This window comes from Paenibacillus sp. FSL R10-2199 (assembly GCF_038000235.1).
Lineage (GTDB): Bacteria > Bacillota > Bacilli > Paenibacillales > Paenibacillaceae > Paenibacillus_AQ > Paenibacillus_AQ phytohabitans.
Genome location: NZ_JBBOBO010000001.1, coordinates 1,538,354 through 1,561,136, shown reverse-complemented (window position 1 = coordinate 1,561,136; position 22,783 = coordinate 1,538,354). Strand labels below are relative to the sequence as shown.

Here is a 22,783-nt window from a genome sequence, read left to right as displayed (position 1 = left end):
TTTGACTATATAGCTTATGCCTATTCCAGCTTCAGTTCCTCTACCCGGATATTTATCGCTTTGACACGGGGAAGTCCCGCTTTCTGGTCAGTAAATATTTGATCATTGTAGATAGCCTTAAACCGGATCAAATTATTGCTTTGTATATTAATACCTAAATTATTACCAGTGGCTATGCCGCGAACTGCATTAATCGTTAAATCTCCCTTAGCGAAGAATCCGCCGCTGAGTGAGAATATGGAGCCTACCCCATAAAGCTTTGCATCAGAATCAGTATAAAAGAATGCTGCCAGTGGCTTCGGTTCATTATTATCAAAGGCTGCCAACCGATTGATTAGGATCTGCCCCTGGGAGATCAGGACCAATTCCTTGTTATTCAATCCTTTAATAGACGCATCCTCTACTATTGTAGTGAAATCTTCTATGTCCTTTGTGGAATCCTTCAAAACATAAATAGTGGAATCAAACTCTACTTCCCCTCTAATCTCCACTTTGCCTGTCACCAAAATATTGGCGCGCACTTTAACGGAATTCGGACCACCCTCATTATCAATGGTTAAATTACCGTCAACAATATACCAGTAATGTGGATCCGTTGAACTACCGTCCCCCCCTTTATTCGTATAGTTAATCCCAGTAAGTTCCGTTCCATCCAGGGTTAAATCTCCTTTATATACCACTGATCGGGTGGGAGCAGTCAGACGGTTCTTGATATCATCATATTTAGCAATAAGCTCCTTCCCAGCATCTGAAGTATCCGCAGGATCTGGTTTAGGCGGCAGCACTCCCGGATTATCAAAAATTGCCTTATAACTACTTGTAAGGTATCCAGCCAATGTCCCGTTATCAATATTCTCCTGAATACGTTGTCTACTCGCCCCGCTACCTATAGCTTCCTCAACTTTATCAATAAAAGAGGACTTCACATTCACTTCAACAAAGCTCCGGTGGTTTTTGATTTTCACATTCGCTGCAGGGATGACTTTTTCTGAAACAGCATTGCCCGTGAACTTCTGGTTGCCTTTCATATAGACCAGCTTGTCCAACGCCTGCACATGCGCTTCACCAACTAATTCAAAAGGCTCTGAAATATATGCACGGTCGTTATTGTAGATGTAGCGAGCAGTATCACTGATCGTCAGCGTATTCCCCGCGTAGATATTCCCCTTAATATAAGGTGAACCATTGATAGTCAGATTACCTTCGGAACCCAGAGTATACTTCAAAAAATCAGGATAGGTATCGATCACTACATTCTGTGTTAATTTGCGTATAACTCCATTGACTTCCGCTTGGGCGGTAAGGGTCAGTGTATAGCTTACGGAATCTCCTTGCTTTGTGGTGTGGGGGACTACATCAATAATTGTACCTACTGCTCTCTCCCCGCCGGCCTGCTGAAGGTCGGTACTGGCAAACAATGCACTGGACTTATCCGATTGATCCGGGTCATCTATGCTGCCCTTTAGGCTTTTCAAAAACATATCTATTTCAGCATCCACTTCTGCCTGACTCATGTCTACGCTATCTTTAACCTTGCTATTCAAACTTGCCGTAATATATGCCACAGCCTCATCCAGCGTCTTCTCCGCCAAATGCAGACTTTGCACATCGTTCTTCCGTGTCTCCGTACGCTGCGCACCTCCAACGGCTGCCGTAAGCACGCTTAATCCCAGAATCGTAAGCAACAGTACAATAAACATAACCAGCACCAAGGCTGAACCTCGCTCTTCCCGGAAACGCCCGCTGAGTCCCTTCCATTTCCAAGATCTCAAATGACGCAATATCGGTCTAACTCCCGGCATCCGCTACATCCTCCTAAAATCCAAATTTGCTCTTCATCTCCATGGTGTAATCCCTGCCGTCATACTTCTGCGTCAATTTGAGGGTTATTTCGATTAGTCCGCTATCGCATGGCGCATCTTTGGTACAAGACCTACCGTCAGATGTTGCCGAGGAGATTGATGAACCGGTCAGATCCGATTTCACTGCTGTTCGGGAATCATTCGTAGGTCCGTCTACTTCAGCACCAATGACAAGCTGTCCTTGTGTAAAAGCTATCTTGACTATATTTTTATAGTCGATATCTGTCTCAACCAATTTCTTCTTCAGGAGAATCCCGTCATTATTGTCCGTACTCTCCAGCCGCTCCGGGGCAAATGTATATAATTCATTTATAATTGATGACATAATAATATCCGCTTCATCTCTGAGAGAATTTTCGATTGTTATTTTATGATAGCTGCGAAATCCAAACATAGTGACCATAGAAATGATGCCCACAATCATTGAAAATAAGGTTATGGCGGCAATAAGCTCAATTAGCGTGAAGCCCTGCTGTGACTTTAGCCGGTCAACGTATTTTTTCATCGGTAATATAACCCTCCACTACGGTACTCGCTGAATGGCCATTAGGACCACCATCTCCGGTAACCTTTACCTGAATAGGAATTAGGTAATCGGCCATCTCCTTTTTACGGGCATCTATGCTTTCTGCACCATCAACAATAGTTTTCCCTGCCAGCATATCCTGATGCAGTTGCACTTGATAGGTTATTTTCACATGATAAGGGATATTATTGATTACCGGATTCAGCACGTCAGGCATTACCCCTGGATTAATAATAAACGAACTGTAACTACAGGTTGTTGCATTAACACACTGATCTGCTTCAATACTTGGGTGTTCAGGTCCTGTGTCTTTTACAGCAAAATAGTTGCCCATAGCCTCAAAATCCTGCTTCTCCATATAAAAGAGCGCATTACGCGCCAGATTGACCATGATCGTCTTATTCTGGTTCGATTTTGAATAGGACAGCGCGTTGGTGAAGTAGGAGGTTAGCACCAGAGAAACTATCGACAAAATCACGATGGCTGCCAGCACCTCAATCAGCGTAAATCCCTCTTCCTTGCCCCGCTCACGGTTTCGGTTCCACTTGTCTCTCCAAGACATCCTGTTCGCTCCCTATGCTCTATTGGATTCAATCATCGGTCTTGAGTCCTGCACCCTTCTCCGTCTCTCTGAATCTTTCTACCTACTTCCATTATATTCTTTCAACTCCGGCACCAGCAATGCTTGCAAGGAATAAATCTAGAGATTTCTACAATTTATATCGTTTAGCGGCTGTGCTATTATTTGGGCTGAAAGGGGATATGCAAATGGCTTTAATCGAATGCAAGTTTTATTCGGAAGTGCTGGGGCTGAACACCTCGATGACCGTGATTCTGCCGCAGCAGACTACTACACAGATCGGAATGAGTAATGTGTCACGGGGGAACCTTCACCCTACGCTTTACTTGCTGCACGGCTTGTCCGATGATGATTCGATCTGGCTGCGCCGGACCTCGATAGAGCGTTATGTAGCGCAGATGGGCATTGCCGTTGTTATGCCTCAGGTCCACCGCAGCTTCTACACCGACATGGCGGCGGGCGGACAGTATTGGACATTTATCAGTGAGGAGCTGCCGGCGCTGGCCCGTTCGTTCTTCCCGTTGTCAGCGAAACGCGAGGATAACTTCGTGGCCGGACTGTCGATGGGCGGTTATGGAGCGATGAAGCTGGGACTGCGCAAGCCGGAGACCTTTGCCGCTGCCGCGAGTCTGTCCGGTGCCCTGGATATGGCCCATCATTTCATGAACTGGGAAGATAAATCGCAGAAGACGAAGGAGTATATGCAGATTTTTGGAGACAAGGACATTGCAGGCACGCCTGAAGACCTGCTGTGGCTGCTGAAGGAAGTGGACCGCTCCAAAGGGCCGAAGCCCCTTCTCTATCAGTGCTGCGGCACCGGGGATTTCCTCTATGAGGACAATCAGACTTTCCGTAAGGCCTGCTCCAAGACCAAGCTGTCACTGACTTACGAGGAAGGGCCGGGCGAGCATGAATGGGGATATTGGGATACCAAGATCCGTGATGTACTGAACTGGCTGCCACTCGGCAAAGCAAAGTCCGCTGACTTGTAAGCGGGTACCCGCCACGCATGTGAATTATAACTTCATTTTCTGCAAAAAAAGACTGTCCTCCCGCATCCTATCGATGCGGTAGAGGACAGTCTTTTTGAAAAGATAAGAATTTATATGCTTTGCACAATAATGCTCCTTATCTTTCTCGCTGAAGCAATACCGTCCTTATTAAAGGACAGCACAGCCGTTTCCACTTGTTGATTCAGTTATATCCGCTGCCAGCTTAGCTGCTTCTTATTGTGCAGCATCCCCATGCTGCACAACCCATTCGTTAGCCGCCAGCAGAGCTGCCTCGGCCCGTTCAATCGCTGCCTGCACCTGAACAGTGGCTGTGCCGCCGTATACGTTACGGGCGTTCACAACAGCCTCCGGCTGCAGTACAGCGTAGATCTGGTCATCGAACAGCGGCGAGAACTGCTTGAATTCCTCCAGCGTCAGATCCAGCAGGAACTTGCCTTCGTTAATGCAGTACAATACGGTCTTGCCTATAACCTCATGCGCCTGGCGGAAAGGCAAACCCTTGCCCACCAGGAAGTCAGCGATATCGGTCGCGTTGGAGAAATCGGTATTTACGGCTTCGCGCATCCGCGCCTTGTTCACCTTCATCGTGGAGATCATCGGCGCGAACAGCTGCAATGCTCCTGTCAAGGTGGCTACAGTATCGAACATGCCTTCCTTGTCTTCCTGCATATCCTTGTTATAGGCCAGCGGCAGCGATTTGAGGACGGTCAGCAGCCCGATCAGGTTGCCGTAGACACGGCCTGTCTTGCCGCGTACAAGCTCCGGCACATCCGGGTTCTTCTTCTGCGGCATGATGCTGCTGCCGGTGCAGAAGGCATCGTCCAGCTCCACGAAGCTGAATTCCGTGCTGCTCCACAGCACCAGCTCTTCGCTGAGCCGGGACAGGTGAGTCATCACCAGCGCTGCATTGGCCAGGAACTCAACGATGAAGTCGCGGTCGCTGACGGCGTCCAGGCTGTTCTCATAGACGCTGTCGAAGCCAAGCTGCTCTGCCACGAAGTGGCGGTCAATCGGGAACGTCGTTCCCGCCAGCGCCCCAGCGCCCAGCGGCAGCACGTTGATCCGCTTGTAGCTGTCGGTCAGGCGCTCCGCATCGCGGCGGAACATGGATACATAAGCCAGCAGATGATGCGCGAACAGAATTGGCTGAGCGCGCTGCAGATGCGTGTAACCCGGAACAATGGTCTCCACATTGTCCTTGGCTTGCGCGATCAGCGCTTCCTGCAGCTCATGCAGGAGAGCCACCAGCTCTACTACACGGTTACGCAAGTAGAGATGCATATCCGTCGCCACCTGATCGTTACGGCTGCGGCCGGTGTGCAGCTTGCCGCCGACCGGACCGATCTCTTCGATCAGATTTTTTTCAATATTCATATGAATATCTTCATCGGCTACGGAGAACACAATCTCTCCCGCACGCACCTTATCCAGTACCTTATTCAGTCCGTTCTTAATCGTCTCCACATCATCCTGCGGCAGAATCCCGCATTTGCCCAGCATCGTGACATGCGCCAGACTGCCCTGCACATCCTCTTCTGCAAGTGCCTTGTCGAATCCGATGGAAGCTGTATACTCCTCCACCAGCTTGTTCGTTCCCTTGGTAAACCGTCCGCCCCACAGCTTGCTCACCTGTTGTTTCCTCCTCGATTGACGTTAGAAGGGCCGCCCCTGTCCGGATGGGAGGAACGGCCTTCTTCTGTCCGCTTATATTGTGCGATGCTGTATAAATTCTTATATTTTGAAAAACCGCTAAGCGGCTAGATGCTGCTACTTGTTGGACTCTGCTACGCCGGCCGATACCTTCAGGCGCAGAGCATTCAGACGGATGAAGCCAGTTGCATCTCCCTGATCATATGCCTGTGTAGGATCTGCTTCCATAGTAGCGATATCCGGGTTGTACAGGCTGACCGGACTCTTCACACCGGCTCCGATGATGTTGCCTTTGTACAGCTTGACGCGTACAGTACCGGTTACGTTCTTCTGGCTTTCCTTCACCAGAGCCTGCAAGGCAAGCCGTTCAGGAGCGAACCAGAAGCCATTGTACACAAGCGTGCTGTAACGGGTGATCAGGCTGTCGCGCAGGTTCATCACTTCACGGTCCATGGTGATCGACTCCATTTTGCGGTGAGCGGTGAACAGGATCGTGCCGCCCGGTGTTTCGTACACGCCGCGGCTCTTCATACCGACAAAACGGTTCTCCACCATATCGACGCGTCCAATGCCATGCTTGCCGCCGAGCTCATTCAGCTTCTCCATCACTTGCAGCGGGGATAACGGTTCGCCGTTCAGCGCTACGCAGTCGCCCTTGAGGAAGTCCAGTTCCAGATATTCCGCTTCATCCGGAGCATCTTCCGGCGCATTCGACAGCAGGAACATTTCTTTGTTCTCCGGTGCGCTTGGATCAAACCAAGGATCTTCCAGCACGCCGCTTTCATAGCTGATATGTAGCAGGTTACGGTCCATCGAGTACGGCTTGGCTGCTGATGCTTGTACCGGAATACCGTTGGCTTCAGCGTAAGCGATCATTTCCGCACGTCCCGGGAACTGGTTGCGGAACTCTTCCAGACGCCAAGGTGCAATCACTTTGATGCTTGGGGACAAGGCTGCGGCGTTCAGTTCGAATCGCACCTGGTCATTCCCTTTGCCGGTTGCCCCGTGAGCAATAGCAGTTGCGCCTTCGGCGATGGCGATGTCCACCATACGCTTAGCGATCAGCGGACGGGCGATGCTTGTGCCCAGCAGGTATTGGCCTTCGTAGAGTGCGCCCGACTGGAACATCGGGTAGATGAAATCATTCGCGAATTCGTCGCGCAGATCATCGATGTAGACTTTGGAGGCACCGGTCGCCAGTGCTTTTTCCTCCAGGCCGTCCAGCTCTTCCTTTTGGCCGATATCGGCTGTAAAAGCAATAATCTCCGCGTCATAGGTTTCTTTCAGCCATTTCAGAATGACTGAGGTATCCAGCCCGCCTGAATAGGCGAGTACAATTTTTTCTTTTGCCATGGGGGTGCAACTTCCTTTCGTTGTGGGGAGGTTATAAGATCAACTGCAATCTCATAATCGGGTTCTGGACGTCACTGCAGAGAATATTTGGACTTTCGGCCGCTGTTGTCTCCAGATATCTTTGAATATACCGCTGTAGCGGCGGACAATATCCGGAGACAAAGGCGGATGCTACCGCTCCTACAGTTCCAAAATTCCCTTTCGATCCTTCTATCCCTCTTATTTCAATCCAGTTCATCTTATATAGGTTTGTATATAAGATAAGATCCAAACAGGCTTACCCCTGTTTTACTCTAAGATTCAAACAACTAACAGAACTTACATAGGCCTAGTACAATGTTAGATTTAAACTAGTGAAAAACTACTTTGGTAAATCGCTTGCTGAGGGTTTGCAGTAAACCAGTTACGGTATATATGCAAGCTTAATTGTACTTTATACAACTAAATCGTCTGATTTTCAACCGATTATCCATTTAGTTGTATTTCGTACAATTAAACTGCCAGTTGTACGCGGTTTTCACCTATTCGGGCAGATTTAGTTGTACAGACTACAGTTATAAGAGGCAAGCCTCCCTTTTCGCTGTTTTTAATTGCACAGTATACAACTATCACTGAATTTCACTTGGAACTGAATACATCAATTGCTTCTTTGTTGTATTAAATTACTTCTTCAGTTCTGGTTGTACTAGGTTAGCCCATCAAAGCAGCCATAAGCGCCTTCTGCGCATGCAGGCGGTTCTCCGCTTGATCGAAAATAACGGAGTTCGGGCCGTCAATGACACCGGTGCTGACCTCTTCCTCACGGTGGGCCGGCAGGCAGTGCAGGAACAGATAGTCGCTTTTGGCTCCCTTCACGAGTTCCTCATTGACCTGATAGTCCTTGAATGCCGCCTCACGCGCCAGCTGTTCAGCCTCGAAGCCCATGCTCGCCCATACATCCGTATAGATCACGTCAGCGTTCTGTACCGCCTCCTGCGGGCTGCGGGTAACGGTGATGACCGAACCTGTCCCTTTAGCGATCTCGCGCGCCTCGGCCACTACAGCCTCATCTGGCTCATAACCTTCCGGTCCGGCAATCGAGACATGTACGCCCAGCTTGGCACCGCCGATCAGCAGGGAATGCGCCATGTTGTTGCCGTCGCCGATATACGCGAGCTTCAAGCCCTTCAGCTTGCCCTTGTGCTCGTATACAGTCTGGTAATCCGCCAGCACCTGGCACGGATGCGCTAGATCGCTCAGGCCGTTGATAACCGGAACGGATGCATAACGGGCCAATTCTTCCACTTTATCATGGCCGAAGGTACGGATCATAATACCGTCCAGATAACGCGACATCACCTGCGCTGTATCACCAACCGTCTCACCGCGGCCGAGCTGGATGTCATTCTTGCTGAGGAACAGCGCATGACCGCCCAGCTGATACATCCCCACTTCAAACGACACACGTGTACGGGTAGAGGATTTCTCAAAAATAAGCCCGATCGTCTTGCCCAGCAGCGGCTGGTAGACTTCGCCGTTCTTGGCTTTGCGCTTCAGCTCTATCGCCAAATCAATCAAATACGTGATTTCCTCCGGGCTGTAATCATTCAGCTCCAGAAGATCACGTCCCTTGAGCTGTGCGGCGATAGTCTCTGTAACGCCCGTTGTTCCCTGACTCATGAATCTGCCTCCCCGTTTCCTTTGTTAGCATAAGTATGAATTAGTTCCGAAAGGATGTCCACCGCCTGGTTGATCTCCTCGCGGGTTACGTATAAATTAGGCAGCAGGCGAACGACATTCGGTCCGGCCTGGACGAACAGCAATCCGCGTTTCTGTCCGGCCAGCACAATCTCGGCCACTGGCTCTGCACATTCGATTCCGATCAGCAGGCCTTTGCCGCGGATATCCTTCACGAATGTTGTGTCCGCCAGCTTCTCTCTAAGCAAGCCGGTCAGATAATCGCCCATCTCAGCAGCCCGCTGCGCCAGCCCGTCTTCCAGCATTGTCTCAATCGTTGCTTCCATAACCGCTGCCGCCAGCGGTGTGCCGCCGAAGGTAGTCGCATGGCTGCCCGGGCTGAAGGCCTCACGCAGGTAGCCCTTGCCCAGCATGACGCCGGCAGGGAACCCGCTGGCTATGCCTTTGGCCAAGGTGAAGATATCCGGCTCAATGCCGTAATGCTGATGGGCGAACAGCTTGCCGGTACGGCCCATGCCGGTCTGCACCTCGTCTACAATCAGCAGCAGCCCGTGTTCCTTGCATAGCGCGACTACAGCGTCCAAGAAATCCTGCTGCACCTCAATTACACCGCCCTCGGCCAGCACCATCTCCAGCATGATCGCTGCCGTATGCTCCGTGATTGCAGCTTTCAGTGCCTCCAGATCATGCAGAGGCACAGTCTTGAAGCCTGCCGGAAGCGGCAGGAAGCCTTCTTTTACCTTCGCCTGCCCTGTTGCTGTCAGTGTAGCCAGCGTACGTCCGTGGAACGATTGCTCGAACGTGATCACTTCATAGCGGTCCGCACCCTTCACCTTCTGGTGATACCGGCGCGCCAGCTTAATCGCAGCTTCATTCGCTTCCGCTCCGCTGTTGCAGAAGAATACCTGATCCGCACAGCTGTTGTCTGTAAGCAGCGCAGCAACCCGGTCCTGGCCCGGAATGTGGAACAGGTTCGAGACATGCCACAGCGTATCAATCTGCGCCTTCAGCTTCGCGCCTACCTTCTCTGGAGCATGGCCCAAGCTGGTTACAGCGAGTCCGCACATGAAATCCAGGTATTTGTTCCCCTGATCATCCCACACCCAGCTGCCCTTACCCTTGACCAGACTAATATCATATCTGGCGTACGACGGGAATACCGCACTCAGCTTGGCAGGAGCAGCAGCGGCCCCCTGTTCCTTCGTTTCCACAGAACGTTCCCTCGGCGCCCCCGTCAAAGAATCCTTATCTGCCTGTGTAAGCTCACTCATTCTCAGTCACTCTCCCACCATGCTGCTGCCGGATTACCGTCAGCGCCTCTAATTTACTTTCCACTATGACCGGGTATCCAACTGCCAGATACCCATCAGATCAACTTTGCACTCCCTATACCACTCCGGCAGCTAAGCTGCTAACTGCATAATTATCGGACAATCCGCGTCCCCAGCTCTTCGCCCTGCAGCACCCGGCTGAGCACATTCGGCTCTTTGCCGTCGACAATGACAACCTCGGACACCTTGCCCTGAATGCAGTCCATCGCAGCACGCACTTTAGGAATCATTCCGCCGTAGATTTCACCGCCTTCGATCAGCGCCTCAATCTGCGCCACCGTGACGGACGGGAGCACAACCTTCTCTCCATCCAGCACACGCATAATTCCCGGCACATCCGTAACCACGATCATCGTAGGCGATTCCACAAAAGATGCCACCGCTCCGGCAGCTGTATCCGCATTAATGTTGTAACGCTGACCCCCGCCGTCCACACCGATAGGTGCGATTACAGGAATGTAGCCCATCGCGAGGATACCCGTCACAATCTCCGCTCTGACCTCGGTTACTTCTCCCACCATGCCCAATACATCGCTGTTCGCAACCGGACGCGCCATAATCAGGTTGCCGTCAACTCCGGATAATCCGAGCGCCTGCCCGCCGGTGGCTTGAATCCGGCGGACAATCGCCTTATTAATGCTTCCAGCCAGCGTCATCTCTACCACATCGAGCACTTCTTCCGTCGTCACCCGCAGGCCGTTCACGAAGCTGCTCTCAATCCCAAGCTTCTCCAGATTCCCCGAGATCGCCGGCCCGCCGCCATGAACAATTACAGGCTGAACCCCGCTTCGCTGCAGCTCCCGCAAATCCTCAAAGAACGAATCCGGCAGCGCAGCCAGCGTACTCCCGCCGCATTTCATCACGAACAGGCCACTGCCCGGCTGCTTCTTTATAGGTTCAAACGTCATCTCTCAGTTACCTCCCTATATAAGCTGAACTTAAGATACTAACTTAAAGCTCAGTCGTCACTACGGTGAATATTTGGACTTCCGGCCGCTGCCCGCCGCCAACCAGCGCAGATCAGGTGCGGTATGCGGCATTAATGCGCACATAATCGTAAGTGAGGTCGCAGCCCCAGGCTGTGGCACTTCCGCTTCCGTCTGATAACGTTACTGTAATCAGCACCGTGTCACTTTTTTGCAAATAATGCAGCGCCTTCTCTTCGTCAAAAGCCACCGGACGCGACGCCCGCAGCACCTCTATATCTCCCAGCTTAATATCTACCCGTTCCGGCGATACCGGCACTCCCGCGCGGCCTACAGCAGCGATAATCCTTCCCCAGTTGGCATCCGCTCCGAAGATCGCTGACTTCACCAGGCTTGATCCGACTACAGTCTTGGCAATCGCAGCAGCACCTTCATCATGCACTGCACCATTCACCTGCACTTCGATCAGCTTCGTGGCACCTTCCCCGTCACGGGCAATCGCCATCGCCAGACTCCGGCACACATGTGTGAACGCCGCGGCAAAAGCCTCCCAATCCGGATGCAGACGCGTCAGCTTCTCATTTCCCGCCAGGCCGCTCGCCATAGTGACCAGCATATCATTTGTGCTAGTATCTCCATCTACTGTAATCATATTAAAAGTAGAGTTGGTTGCACTGCGCAGCAAGCTAAGCAGATCCTCAGCATCAATGACAGCATCTGTAGTCATAAAGCCAAGCATCGTCGCCATATTAGGATGAATCATACCTGAACCCTTGGCCGCACCCGCAATCGATACCTCTGTACCGCCAACCGTTAGCTTGACGCAGCTTTCTTTTTTGACCAGATCCGTTGTAAGAATCGCCTGGCTGAACTCCTCTGCACCCGCAGCGCCGCCATCCAGCTTCTCCGGCAGTCCGGCAATGCCGCTGCGCACACAGTTCATCTTTAGCAGCTCCCCGATTACCCCGGTCGAGGCTACCGCAACATCCAGCTCGTTCACGCCCAAATAACGGGCAGCCGCAGCGCGCATCTCATACGCATCCGCTTCACCCTGATCACCTGTGCAGGCATTGGCATTCCCGCTGTTCACAATTACCGCCTGCAGCGTGCCATTCGCCAGACTCTCCCGTGTCACCTTCAGCGGAGCCGCCTGAAACACATTCGTGGTAAAAACCGCAGCAGCCGTCGCCGGAACCTCGCAGAGGATAGCTCCGAGGTCGTTACGTTCGGTTTTTTTGAGACCGCAATGCAGCCCTCCTGAAGTGAAGCCCTTAGGTGTAGTAATACTTCCGCCTTCCACGACGGTATATAGTTTGTTCTCGCTCATGTTATAGTTTGACCGCTGCACTTTATGGATACACTGGTGTGTAGCCAAGACCGCGGGTTTCCTCCCATCCCATCATCAAATTCAGGTTCTGAATCGCCTGTCCTGCAGCGCCTTTAACGATATTGTCGATGACCGACACAATGGTGACCCGTCCGGTACGTGCGTCTGTGGCGAAGCCGATGTCGCAATAGTTCGATCCGCTGACTTCCTTCGTCGCCGGAACCACTCCGGGCTCGCGCACCCGCACATACGGTCTGCCTGCATAATACTTACGGTATAATTCCACGAGCTCCTGCTCGCTGTGTTCTCCGGTCAGCCCGGCATACATCGTGCTCATAATTCCCCGGGTCATCGGCACAAGATGCGTAGTGAACGTTACCGTTACTTTTTCCCCCGCGATATCCGTAAGCACCTGCTCAATTTCCGGGATGTGCTGATGTTTGTTGATCTTGTAGGCTTTGAAGTTCTCATTGATCTCGGCAAAATGAACCATCAGGCTTGTTCCCCGTCCTGCCCCGGACACCCCGGATTTCGCATCAATAATGATGCTGTCCGGTTTGATCCAGCCTGCCTCAAGTGCCGGAACCAGTCCCAGCAGCGTAGCTGTGGGATAACAGCCGGGATTAGAGATGAAATCCACACCGGCCGCACGCTCGCCGTATACCTCGCATAACCCGTATACCGCCTGCTGCAGATAAGCTTCCGGAGGAGCGGGATGCTTATACCACTGCTCATACTCCGCGCCATCCTTCAGCCGGAAATCCCCGGACAGGTCGACGACCTTGAGTCCGGCTTCGAGCAGCTGAGGCACCAGCTTCGCGCTCACACCCGAAGGAGTAGCTGTGAATACGACATCCGCCCTGCCGGCAATCTCTGCCGCATCCACACCATCCAGATTACGCTGCACAATCCCTGTTAAATGAGGGAAGCCTTCCTCAATCGGCGCACCGGCGCTCGAAGAAGATATTACTGAAGTAATCTCTATATCAGGGTGGCTCTGCAGCAGCCTGATCAGCTCCACGCCCCCATATCCCGTTGATCCGACAATCGCCGCTCTCAGCTTACCTGTCACTGTCATCCCCGCTTCCCGTTTCTGCTTTATATCATTATTACCTGTGAATAACCGTTCTGCAAATATGTATTATTATACGACCGAATTAATATAAATACAACATGTAACGTTAACTTTATTCCGATGTTCCCACTGGAAACAGCCATGCCTTTTATCAAAAGAAAAGCGCAGAGCTCCCCTAAAGGGAGTCTACGCTTCTCTTTTGAAACCTTCGCCCAGCACTTCATGGGCCTCCGTAATAATTACAAATGCACTCGGATCTACAGAGCGGACGATCGCCTTGAGTCTCGTAATTTCATTCTGGCCTACCACGGCCATCAGGACAGTACGATTGTCTCCAGTGTAACCGCCTTGCGCATTCAGCTTGGTCAGCCCGCGGTCCAGATCATTCAGAATCGCCTGCGAGATATCCTCCGTCTGATCGGAGATGATATACGCCACCTTCGTGGTGCTGAAGCCTACCTCCAGCGCATTGATTACCTTGCCCGTCACGAACAGCCCGATCAGTGCATACATTGCCTGCTCCATACCCAGCACAAAAGCAGCCAGCGTAATCACCGTACCATCCAGCAGCACGACGGACAGCGAGAAGCTGAAGCCGGTAAGCTTTTGAATAATCTGCGCGAGTATGGTCAGTCCGCCCGTTGATCCGCGTCCGCGGAAGACCAGGCCAAGCCCCAGACCCACACCAATTCCTCCATATATAGAGGCAAGCAGCGGATTCGTAGTCGGCACCGGTCCGTCTTTCGTCAGGAAGATAAACAGCGGCAGCACAAAGCTCCCCAGCAGCGAGCGGATGCCGTACTGTTTACCAAGGAATATGACCCCGAGAATAAAGAGCGGAATATTAAGCGCCCACTGGGTAAAAGCCGGCTCCGCCCCAAACCAGGCCTCGGCAAGCACGGATAACCCCGATACCCCGCCGGAAGCAATCTGGTTCGGGAGGAAGAACAGGTTGAACGCCAGCCCCGTAATCAGCGAGCCGATCAGAATGAGCGCAATATCCACTGTATGACGCAGCGGCCCGTTTAGCGGGATGAGCGGAGGTTTGTTGCGTGAATTGATTTTTTGCATGGATGCCCTGCTCCTTAGATGTGATCTTACTGTCCTTGTTATTCTTTTCAGAAAAAAATCCCTACACCTCCGAAGACGCGTAGGAATATCCATGCCCTTATTCAGTTTCCGTCTTAATCTGACTGCGCAGGTAGCCGTCAATGAAGCCATCCAGGTCGCCGTCCATCACCGCTCCGACGTTGCCCGTTTCTACAGAAGTACGGTGATCCTTCACCATGCTGTAGGGGTGGAACACATAGGAACGAATCTGGCTGCCCCAGGCAATCTCCGATTGTTCGCCGCGGATCTCATCGAGATGTGCCTGCTGCTCCTGGATTTTGCGCTCATAGAGCTTGGAACGCAGCATCTTCATCGCCTGTTCCCGGTTCTTGATCTGTGAACGTTCATTCTGGCACGTTACCACGACTCCGGTTGGCAAGTGGGTAATCCGCACCGCCGAGTCCGTAGTATTGATATGCTGACCACCCGCGCCGCTGGCCCGGTACGTATCGATCTTCAGATCCTCTGTACGGATATCTACTTCCACATCGTCCGCAATCTCCGGTACCACATCGCAGGATACGAAGGAGGTATGCCGTCTGCCCGAGGAGTCAAAAGGCGAAATGCGCACCAGACGGTGAACACCCTTCTCCGCCTTCAGGTATCCATATACATTGTAGCCTTTAATCAGCAGCGTTACACTCTTGATGCCTGCTTCATCACCCGGCAAATAATCGAGCACATCTACCTTGAAGCCCCGCTTCTCCGCCCATCGTGTATACATGCGCAGCAGCATCTGGCCCCAGTCCTGGGACTCTGTTCCGCCTGCACCGGGATGCAGCTCCAGGATCGCGTTCAGCTTATCGTACGGCTGATTGAGCAGCAGCTGCAGCTCGAACTCATCTACCCTGCTGCTTACACTGCGGATCGTTCCGGCAATCTCAGACGCAAGCGCGTCATCGCCTTCTTCATCCGCCAGCTCCGCCATCATCGCCGCATCGTCATAATCCTGCTGCAGCTTATCGTATTGATCGACCACCGACTTCACGGCGTTCATCTCGCCAATAACGCTTTGCGCCTTCTCCGGCTCATCCCAGAACCCGGGCGCTGCCATCTTCTCTTCAAAGTTCGCTATAATCTCCAGCTTAAGGTCTAAGTCAAAGTGACCCCCTAAGATTGGTTAGTTTCTTGCCTATTTCACGCAGGTCCTGCTTCACATTAGGATCGATCACTTGGATCACATCACCTTTCAAAATAAAATATTGCGCCGGCCGCTGGGTTTGGAGGTTTTGCGGACAGGGGGAGATGCAGCTTCTGCCGCTGCATCATTGCTCTTAAGAAATGCCTATCGGTGTACGCCGTAACTGCGGGGAATGTTTGGACTTCCGGCCACTGTTAGGATTGAATTTCCTCATTCAAACTGCTCATCGCAGTAGAAATTCAATCCTAAAGGCGGACGCTACCGCTCCTACAGTTCCAAACTTCCCCTCCGCCACTTCCACCTCAATTACAGTTCTACAGAGCCATTCCGTTCGCTTCGCTTGAAGCAATCGCCCCATTCCTTCAAACATCCAAAAAAGCGGCCGGGCCGCAAACGGGGAGTCCCCCGGGCCCAGCCGCTTTTATTGTCATTATAACCTAAGTGACAGTGAACAAAACTAGAAGTGCATTACGGTGAAACGTGCTCGCAGATTTAATGCCTGCTCGCTATTCCACCAGAATCAGAAAATTGAATTTGTTCTCTCTTACGCCTGACCGTGACAGTTCTTATATTTCTTGCCGCTGCCGCAAGGGCAAGGATCGTTACGGCCGACAGTAGACTCCACATGCACCGGACGTTTCTCAGCAGGCTCAGCGTTCGTGGAGATCTTATCTTCTTCCACTACCGACTGACGCTCCTGATTCGTCTCAATATGTGCCTTCATAATGTAGGTCGCCACTTCTTCCTGAATGTTCGCCGTCATGGCATTGAACATTTCGAAGCCCTCGAATTGATATTCGCGAAGCGGATCGGTACCGCCGTAAGCACGGAGGTGAATCCCTTGACGAAGCTGATCCATGGCATCGATATGATCCATCCATTTGCTGTCTACGGAACGAAGTACAATAACCTTCTCAAATTCACGCACCAGCTCAGCGCCGAGACGTTCTTCACGTGCTGCATATTTCTCCAGTACACGGCCAAAGATGAATTCGATGATTTCTTCTACTTCTTTGCCCCATAGATCATCACGGGTCAGGGAATCTTCCTCCAGCAATTTGCTGTTCACATAATCCGCGACTTCCTGCAGCTCCCAGTTTTCCGGGATATCGTCACTGCAGTGGGCATTCACAATACGGTCAACAACCGGTTTGATCATTTCCACTACAATGTCTTTGATATTGTCAGACTCGAGAATTTCGCGGCGCTGTTTGTAGATAATCTCACGCTGCTGATTCATCACGTCATCATATTGCAATACGACTTTACGGATATCGAAGTTGTTGCCTTCCACCCGTTTCTGGGCAGATTCAACCGCTTTGGTAATCATACGGCTCTCAATCGGCTGATCTTCTTCGAATCCAAGACGGTCCATCATGTTCAGCACGTTGTCCGCGCCGAAACGTTTCATCAGTTCATCCCCAAGAGACAGGTAGAACTGCGTGGAACCCGGGTCACCCTGACGTCCGGCACGTCCGCGCAGCTGATTATCGATACGGCGTGATTCATGACGTTCTGTACCAATAATATGCAGGCCGCCAAGATCGGTCACGCCTTCGCCCAGTACGATATCCGTACCGCGTCCAGCCATATTCGTAGCAATCGTTACGGTTCCCGGCTGACCGGCAAAAGAGATGATTTCAGCTTCTGCAGCATGATGCTTCGCGTTCAGCACCTGGTGTCTGACACCTTTGCGCTTCAGCATTTCAGATACGCGTTCGGAGTTCTCAATCGATACCGTACCTACAAGCACCGGCTGATTCTTTTTGTGGCGCTCCACAATTTCAGCGACTACAGCGTTGAACTTGCCATTCTCGCTTTTGTAGACCACGTCAGGCATATCAACACGCTGATTAGGTTTGTTGGTAGGTACCTGGAGGACTTCCAGACCGTAGATCTTCTTGAATTCCTCTTCTTCTGTCTTCGCAGTACCGGTCATTCCACCGAGCTTGCGGTACATACGGAAGTAGTTCTGGAAGGTGATTGTAGCCAGCGTCATGCTCTCATTCTGGACTTCAATCTCTTCCTTAGCTTCGATAGCCTGGTGCAGCCCGTCGCTGTAACGGCGGCCCTGCATCAGACGTCCCGTGAACTCATCGACGATCATAACCTCGTCTTCGTTAACCACATAGTCTACATCGCGGCGCATAATTGCATTCGCCTTCAGCGCTTGTACGATATGATGGTTCAGCGTAACGTGACTGTGATCATACAGATTCTCTATGCCAAAAGCACGCTCAGCTACAGCAACGCCCTTCTCGGTTAAGGCAACAGACTTCACCTTAATATCAACAGTGTAGTCTTCTTCAGCAGTCAGCTTCTTCACGAAACGGTCTGCTGCATAATACAGCTCTGTCGATTTCTCAGCTTGTCCGGAAATGATCAGAGGTGTACGGGCTTCATCGATGAGGATGGAATCGACTTCGTCAATAATACAGAAATACAGCGGACGCTGTACCATCTGTTCCTTATAGAGCACCATGTTGTCACGCAGATAGTCAAAACCAAACTCATTATTCGTGCCATACGTAATATCGCAGGCATATGCTGCTTGTTTATCATTATGGTCCATGCCGTTGAGGTTGACCCCAACCGTCATGCCCAGAAAGTTATAGATTTGCCCCATTTGTGCGCTGTCGCGCTGAGCCAGATAATCATTTACGGTTACGACATGCACGCCTTTGCCCAAGAGTGCATTCAGATATACCGGCAGTGTACCTACCAGCGTCTTGCCTTCCCCGGTCTTCATTTCGGAGATCCGGCCTTCATGCAGCGCCATACCCCCAACTAACTGAACGTCAAAATGCCGCATGCCCAGCGTCCGTTTGGAAGCTTCGCGTACGGTTGCAAATGCCTCGGGAAGAATCTCTTCCAAGGTTTCACCCTTCTCAAGACGGGCACGGAACTCTACTGTCTTAGCCTGCAGCTCTTCATCCGTAAGCGATACGAAATCCGGCTCCAAACCATTAATTACTTCGACCGTCTTCATGAGACGTTTGACATCACGTTCATTAACGTCGCCAAATATTTTTTTAACAAGTCCTAGCATGGTTAACCCCTTTCATGCAACACAGATGGTGGAACCGAGCCCATCCTCAACAAATTGAAAGGGCCATATATGATTTCGATTCCGCTGCTTCATAAATTGTAACAGTTTGTAAGAGAAGCCGCAATACAAGCTGCCGCAACCTTATTCTGCATAATGCCTTTTCATAGGAACAGATGCAGGTATTCTTGACTCTACCTTCTGTATATACGCACAAGAGCCCTATTCGCTTCAAGCGAATAGGGGCTCGTCTAATTGTCTACGTCAGGCTGAAACGGAAGCCCTTCCTTATACCAGCAATTTCCGGTTAGCAGGTTAGTTCTGTTCGATCAAACCATACTTGCCGTCATCGCGTTTGTAAACAACGCTAACTTCAGAAGTGTCGATGTTGGAGAACACGAAGAAAGTATGTCCAATCATGTTCATTTGCAGAATCGCTTCTTCCACATCCATAGGCTTCAAGGTGAAGCGTTTGTTCCGCACAACCTCAAGATCATCATAATCCTGTTCCTGATCCTCAACAGCTACGGCACTGGCCGAACCTTCTACGAACAAGGTCTTCAAGCTGCCTTCCTGGCGGAACTTGCGGTTAAGTTTGGTCTTGTGCTTGCGGATCTGACGTTCCAGCTTGTCCACTACGGCATCGATGGATGCATACATATCATCGCTGCGGTCTTCCGCACGAAGCGTCACACCTGCCAGAGGGATTGTAACTTCCACCGTATGAAGGCCGCGAACGACGCCAAGCGTCACATATCCTTCTGAGGTAGGGGGTGCATCGAAATACTTCTCAAGTCTGCTGAGCTTCTTATCAACATAGTCTCTCAAAGCGTCGGTCACTTCAATTTGTTGACCTCGAATGCTGAATTGCATGGGCACTCCTCCTTTGTTTACCTTTTCATTATAGCAAATTGTCAGGGCTAAGTAAAAAACAAATCATGACAGCCTTTACATTTAGCTAACAAAAGATGTCATAGCCTTGCCCTAAACAATAAACAGGCCCGGCTAGCGCATGAACTCGCCCTGGCCGGACCATTACAGCTACAGTATTATCTCACTTTGAAGTCTAGATTATGAATGATTGCTGACATATTGCATATTGCATATTGCAGACAGTAGCGTCTGATTTATTTGTCTTACTTATTTGGTCTGGATGCGCAAAATCTCTACTGGGGAGAAGTTACCATTAGAACCAGTGATGAAAAAGACTTTATAGGCTGTGTTGGAAGTCAGTCCGCTCAGCGTAAAGGTATGCTTGACACCTGGAGATACTGTAGAATTCGGACCCGCAAAAGTTCCCGTTAAGACAACGCCAGCACTATCCTTTCCTTCAGAAATCTGTTGTGCTGTAGGATCAGCTTCCGTTGCCTTAACCACAACATACTTCAGTGGTGCAGGGAGACCCTCTGTCTGCCCATATTTGGCATACACAGCGGCAGTTACAGTTCCTATGCTGTCCACTCCCACCTGGGTAAGTGAGGTGGTGCTGCTTGGTGCTGTTTTTAATCTAAGAGTGGTCACGCCAGACCAATTGCCTGAATTATCAGCCAGAGCGACATATACGGTATATTCAGTACCTGCACTCAGACCATATACAGAGAACGCAACGGTTGTATTAGCAGTTGTTGCGATTGTGCCGGAATGAACGCCTGCTGTTCCTGCACTAGTCAATTCGTTTTTCACTTGCGCTGCAGTTGGTGCTGTTACATTCATGCTGTAAGGAGCAACTACATAGTATACTGCCCCTGTTACCGAAGGCGTAACATATACATCTGCAGTAACCGAACCCACATGACCGTAGGTCACGTTGCTTACAGAAGGTAAGGTAACGCTGCCGCCACCACCGCCAGTGCCACCACCACTACCACCGGTAACCGGGGTTGCTGTTGGGCTGGTGCTTGGCACAGGTGTTGCTGTAGGAGCAGTCGTTGCCGTAGGGGCCGGTGTTGGTGTCACTCCACCAGTGCCTGCCGGTTTATAGACAACAGAGTTACTGATGATTCCTACCGCTTCGGCCCGTGTAAGTGATTTCTTCGGTCCAAAGGTTCCGTCCGGATAACCATTAATAATCTTCTTGTCTGCTGCTGCTACAACCGCACCTTTGGCCCAGGCTGCCACTTGGGCACTGTCCTTGAACTTAAGTGTAGTAGAGCTTGTACTCAGCTTCAGGACTTTGGCTGCAATGACAGCCGCTTCCTGCCGGGTAAGCGGATTGTTGGCACGGAAGGTATTATTCTCATACCCGCCGATGTAACCGGCCTTTACGGCTTTGGCTACTTCGCTGTAAACCCAATTTGTGCTTTTGACATCCGTGAAGCTAATGGAAGCCGTTTCGGTGAACCCGAACAGGCGATTGATCAGTGCCACATACTCGCCGCGGGTAATAGCCTTGTTCGGCTTCACCGTTCCGTCAGGATAACCGCCCAGGTATCCTTTATCCAGCCAGCTCTGCAATTGCTTCTGCGCCCAGTGACCTTGAATGTCTTTGGGGGTAGCCGCAGCTGACACACTGCCTAATGATCCGAGCAACATCGAAATACCAAGTAATCCGGCCATAAGGCCACGCCATGTTTTCTTCATTCTTTTGTTCATCCTCCTGAGTGTTTGATGGGCATAGGCTTCACTGCATGTCTTCTTATCTAGGTTCTTTTCGGAAGCATACGCCTAAGCTAATAATGAGGTGCTATCTAGGCAACAAAAAGCCCAACGTCTCTCATTACCCATATTTTGGAGGGAATTAACGGATTCTTGAAATAAAACTTTACAAAGTGTCTAATGATGTGTCTTTTCCGCCTTATGTTGCGTGTTATTTGTTAGGTGAACGCAAGCAGAAACAACAGTACCATCCTTAATAAGGACGGTACTGTTTCAGCGTGAAATAGAAGGATACTTTATTACGCAACGCAGATGAAGTCTTATATTATAAAAAAGACCCCAGGGAAGTATCCCCAAGGTCTAACGCTAGCGTTGTCTCAATTGCTAACCATCTACCATATATGTAGGTCGGCTTCGCCGGATGATTATAATTTGATGACGTTAGCTGCTTGTGGTCCGCGTGCGCCTTCAACGATATCGAACTCTACGGATTGGCCTTCGTCCAATGTCTTGAAACCGTCAGTTTGAATCGCGGAGAAGTGTACGAATACGTCGCCACCATCGGCAGTTTCGATGAAACCATAACCTTTTTCTGCGTTAAACCATTTTACTTTACCTTCCATTGACTAAACATTCCCTTCGTCATCAGATGAACGTGAGTCTTGCTCACAATTCGACTATACCACCGCTGCTTCTCTATTGTCAATTGGAATAGTAAATGTTTACTTGCAATATTTTACCATCCTTAAATCTCTCATAAAAAAGGCAGATTCTGTGATACAAGATACAAAAAAAGGAGCAGACGCTATTAAAATACCCGCCCGCTCCCCAGCTGAAACATCTGGAATCTATTATTTTTTTCGGTCCATTAGAATGCTGTCTGGGGTATAGCCTGCCTCGTATGCATTGCGTTGGGCTTTAGCTTGGTTGCGCTTCTGCAGCCAGTCTTTGGCTTCCAGCCGGTGGGCATTCATCCGGGTCATGATGCCCGGGTCATGTTCCATGATTCGACGAATTGTGTCCTTTTGTGCAGGCGTCGGCTGACATTTCTCGACCTCTTGCCCGATGGCATCGACAAGGATCTGACGTTGCTCTACGAAGGCTTCGAACTCTTCTGGAGTAGCACCCATTAGCTGAGCATTTATAGCTAGGGTCAGCTGTTCAAGCTCCTGCAGCAGGTTATCCATGCTGCTGATCTTGTGCAGTATTCATTTTAGAAGCCTGGGCGAAAGTCTGTCGAAGCTCCAGAAGGTAACCAAGCGCCTCCTCTGCTTGTTCCTTGGACTTTTTAATGTTGGATTCTATAAAGAGATAATTGATATATTCATACATTGAGGCAAGTCCCTTGGAAACCTCGTACGAGTCATCCAATGTAGTAATAAGCTCATTTACAATAGTTTGTGCCTTACCCAGGTTAGTGCTTACTTTATTAAAATCGGCTGAATCGATTCCTTCCAACGCCGCCTTACCAAAACGAATTGCTCCGTCAAACATCATGAGCAGCAGCTGTGCCGGACTGGAAGTCTGCACTGAGGATTGCCGGTATTTATCGTAAGGAGATGTTATCATTC

The 22,783-nt window shown here is 50.6% G+C and carries 19 protein-coding genes; 1 reads left to right on the top strand and 18 read right to left on the bottom strand.

Features of this window, described 5'->3' with window-relative positions; translation table 11 throughout:
• Positions 1-20: 20 nt before the first annotated feature.
• The 3 genes from NYE33_RS06850 to NYE33_RS06840 are packed head-to-tail and all read right to left on the bottom strand — an operon-like array spanning position 21 to position 2,950.
• On the bottom strand, positions 21-1,802 hold the full coding sequence (locus NYE33_RS06850) for a hypothetical protein (protein ID WP_341065229.1): 1,782 nt from the start codon (positions 1,800-1,802) through the stop codon (positions 21-23).
• 13 nt (positions 1,803-1,815) lie between these two features.
• Complete coding sequence (locus NYE33_RS06845) at positions 1,816-2,367, bottom strand: type II secretion system protein (protein WP_076246433.1); 552 nt, start codon at positions 2,365-2,367, stop codon at positions 1,816-1,818.
• The gene (locus NYE33_RS06840; protein WP_076246430.1) at positions 2,351-2,950 is read right to left on the bottom strand and encodes a type IV pilus modification PilV family protein; all 600 of its coding nucleotides are present in this window, start codon (positions 2,948-2,950) and stop codon (positions 2,351-2,353) included. Before NYE33_RS06840 ends, NYE33_RS06845 begins: the two co-directional genes overlap by 17 nt.
• Positions 2,951-3,156: 206 nt before the next feature.
• Here NYE33_RS06840 and NYE33_RS06835 point away from each other — a divergent pair, with 206 nt between their 5' ends.
• Complete coding sequence (locus NYE33_RS06835) at positions 3,157-3,960, top strand: alpha/beta hydrolase (protein ID WP_042240201.1); 804 nt, start codon at positions 3,157-3,159, stop codon at positions 3,958-3,960.
• 234 nt (positions 3,961-4,194) lie between these two features.
• On the opposite strand, the gene argH is transcribed toward NYE33_RS06835, so the two are convergent.
• The 15 genes from argH to fliS form a co-directional block, all read right to left on the bottom strand.
• On the bottom strand, positions 4,195-5,610 hold the full coding sequence (gene argH / locus NYE33_RS06830) for an argininosuccinate lyase (protein ID WP_042140215.1): 1,416 nt from the start codon (positions 5,608-5,610) through the stop codon (positions 4,195-4,197).
• A gap of 138 nt (positions 5,611-5,748) precedes the next feature.
• On the bottom strand, positions 5,749-6,984 hold the full coding sequence (locus NYE33_RS06825) for an argininosuccinate synthase (RefSeq protein WP_039302739.1): 1,236 nt from the start codon (positions 6,982-6,984) through the stop codon (positions 5,749-5,751).
• A gap of 690 nt (positions 6,985-7,674) precedes the next feature.
• Positions 7,675-8,643, bottom strand: coding sequence for an ornithine carbamoyltransferase (gene argF, locus NYE33_RS06820; RefSeq protein ID WP_341065225.1), 969 nt, complete (start codon positions 8,641-8,643; stop codon positions 7,675-7,677).
• Positions 8,640-9,932 carry an aspartate aminotransferase family protein gene (locus NYE33_RS06815; RefSeq protein ID WP_341065223.1) on the bottom strand — a complete coding sequence of 431 codons (1,293 nt, stop codon included), beginning with the start codon at positions 9,930-9,932 and terminating at the stop codon, positions 8,640-8,642. The genes argF and NYE33_RS06815 overlap by 4 nt, the downstream gene beginning before the upstream one ends.
• A gap of 152 nt (positions 9,933-10,084) precedes the next feature.
• Positions 10,085-10,900 carry an acetylglutamate kinase gene (gene argB, locus NYE33_RS06810; protein ID WP_340948789.1) on the bottom strand — a complete coding sequence of 272 codons (816 nt, stop codon included), beginning with the start codon at positions 10,898-10,900 and terminating at the stop codon, positions 10,085-10,087.
• Between the two features lie 112 nt (positions 10,901-11,012).
• Positions 11,013-12,245: a bifunctional ornithine acetyltransferase/N-acetylglutamate synthase gene (gene argJ, locus NYE33_RS06805; protein ID WP_042141746.1), complete on the bottom strand. Its 1,233-nt coding sequence runs from the start codon at positions 12,243-12,245 to the stop codon at positions 11,013-11,015.
• A gap of 22 nt (positions 12,246-12,267) precedes the next feature.
• Entirely contained in the window at positions 12,268-13,323 is a 1,056-nt protein-coding gene (gene argC, locus NYE33_RS06800) for an N-acetyl-gamma-glutamyl-phosphate reductase (RefSeq protein ID WP_042140218.1), read from the bottom strand.
• 183 nt (positions 13,324-13,506) lie between these two features.
• Positions 13,507-14,391 (bottom strand): YitT family protein, encoded by an 885-nt coding sequence (locus NYE33_RS06795; protein WP_042140219.1) that lies wholly within the window; start codon positions 14,389-14,391, stop codon positions 13,507-13,509.
• 97 nt (positions 14,392-14,488) lie between these two features.
• Positions 14,489-15,602, bottom strand: a protein-coding gene (prfB, locus tag NYE33_RS06790) for a peptide chain release factor 2 (protein ID WP_152679813.1) whose coding sequence is annotated in 2 segments (ribosomal slippage) — positions 14,489-15,529 and positions 15,531-15,602 — 1,113 coding nt in all. Because the reading frame shifts where the segments join, the coding sequence is not laid out codon by codon here.
• A gap of 513 nt (positions 15,603-16,115) precedes the next feature.
• Complete coding sequence (gene secA / locus NYE33_RS06785) at positions 16,116-18,620, bottom strand: preprotein translocase subunit SecA (protein ID WP_042140220.1); 2,505 nt, start codon at positions 18,618-18,620, stop codon at positions 16,116-16,118.
• 312 nt (positions 18,621-18,932) lie between these two features.
• Positions 18,933-19,490 carry a ribosome hibernation-promoting factor, HPF/YfiA family gene (hpf, locus tag NYE33_RS06780; RefSeq protein ID WP_042140221.1) on the bottom strand — a complete coding sequence of 186 codons (558 nt, stop codon included), beginning with the start codon at positions 19,488-19,490 and terminating at the stop codon, positions 18,933-18,935.
• A gap of 267 nt (positions 19,491-19,757) precedes the next feature.
• A complete protein-coding gene (locus NYE33_RS06775; protein WP_341065221.1) occupies positions 19,758-21,197 on the bottom strand; it encodes an S-layer homology domain-containing protein in 1,440 nt (479 codons plus the stop codon).
• 440 nt (positions 21,198-21,637) lie between these two features.
• Positions 21,638-21,835, bottom strand: coding sequence for a cold shock domain-containing protein (locus NYE33_RS06770; RefSeq protein WP_019915069.1), 198 nt, complete (start codon positions 21,833-21,835; stop codon positions 21,638-21,640).
• A 228-nt stretch (positions 21,836-22,063) separates the two neighbouring features.
• Positions 22,064-22,399, bottom strand: coding sequence for a hypothetical protein (locus NYE33_RS06765; protein ID WP_341065219.1), 336 nt, complete (start codon positions 22,397-22,399; stop codon positions 22,064-22,066).
• Positions 22,392-22,781, bottom strand: a complete 390-nt coding sequence (fliS, locus tag NYE33_RS06760) for a flagellar export chaperone FliS (RefSeq protein WP_341065217.1) — start codon at positions 22,779-22,781, stop codon at positions 22,392-22,394. Before fliS ends, NYE33_RS06765 begins: the two co-directional genes overlap by 8 nt.
• Positions 22,782-22,783: the final 2 nt, after the last annotated feature.

Excerpts from the sequence above, each read along its gene's own strand:
- NYE33_RS06845 (WP_076246433.1), bottom strand. The coding sequence starts at position 2,367 with ATGAAAAAATACGTTGACCGGCTAAAGTCACAGCAGGGCTTCACGCTA.
- NYE33_RS06775 (WP_341065221.1), bottom strand. The coding sequence starts at position 21,197 with ATGAAGAAAACATGGCGTGGCCTTATGGCCGGATTACTTGGTATTTCG.
- secA (WP_042140220.1), bottom strand. The coding sequence starts at position 18,620 with ATGCTAGGACTTGTTAAAAAAATATTTGGCGACGTTAATGAACGTGAT.
- NYE33_RS06770 (WP_019915069.1), bottom strand. The coding sequence starts at position 21,835 with ATGGAAGGTAAAGTAAAATGGTTTAACGCAGAAAAAGGTTATGGTTTC.
- NYE33_RS06835 (WP_042240201.1), top strand. The coding sequence starts at position 3,157 with ATGGCTTTAATCGAATGCAAGTTTTATTCGGAAGTGCTGGGGCTGAAC.
- NYE33_RS06795 (WP_042140219.1), bottom strand. The coding sequence starts at position 14,391 with ATGCAAAAAATCAATTCACGCAACAAACCTCCGCTCATCCCGCTAAAC.
- argF (WP_341065225.1), bottom strand. The coding sequence starts at position 8,643 with ATGAGTCAGGGAACAACGGGCGTTACAGAGACTATCGCCGCACAGCTC.
- argJ (WP_042141746.1), bottom strand. The coding sequence starts at position 12,245 with ATGAGCGAGAACAAACTATATACCGTCGTGGAAGGCGGAAGTATTACT.
- NYE33_RS06840 (WP_076246430.1), bottom strand. The coding sequence starts at position 2,950 with ATGTCTTGGAGAGACAAGTGGAACCGAAACCGTGAGCGGGGCAAGGAA.
- fliS (WP_341065217.1), bottom strand. The coding sequence starts at position 22,781 with ATGATAACATCTCCTTACGATAAATACCGGCAATCCTCAGTGCAGACT.
- hpf (WP_042140221.1), bottom strand. The coding sequence starts at position 19,490 with ATGCAATTCAGCATTCGAGGTCAACAAATTGAAGTGACCGACGCTTTG.
- NYE33_RS06765 (WP_341065219.1), bottom strand. The coding sequence starts at position 22,399 with ATGGATAACCTGCTGCAGGAGCTTGAACAGCTGACCCTAGCTATAAAT.
- NYE33_RS06815 (WP_341065223.1), bottom strand. The coding sequence starts at position 9,932 with ATGAGTGAGCTTACACAGGCAGATAAGGATTCTTTGACGGGGGCGCCG.
- NYE33_RS06850 (WP_341065229.1), bottom strand. The coding sequence starts at position 1,802 with ATGCCGGGAGTTAGACCGATATTGCGTCATTTGAGATCTTGGAAATGG.
- argC (WP_042140218.1), bottom strand. The coding sequence starts at position 13,323 with ATGACAGTGACAGGTAAGCTGAGAGCGGCGATTGTCGGATCAACGGGA.
- NYE33_RS06825 (WP_039302739.1), bottom strand. The coding sequence starts at position 6,984 with ATGGCAAAAGAAAAAATTGTACTCGCCTATTCAGGCGGGCTGGATACC.
- argB (WP_340948789.1), bottom strand. The coding sequence starts at position 10,900 with ATGACGTTTGAACCTATAAAGAAGCAGCCGGGCAGTGGCCTGTTCGTG.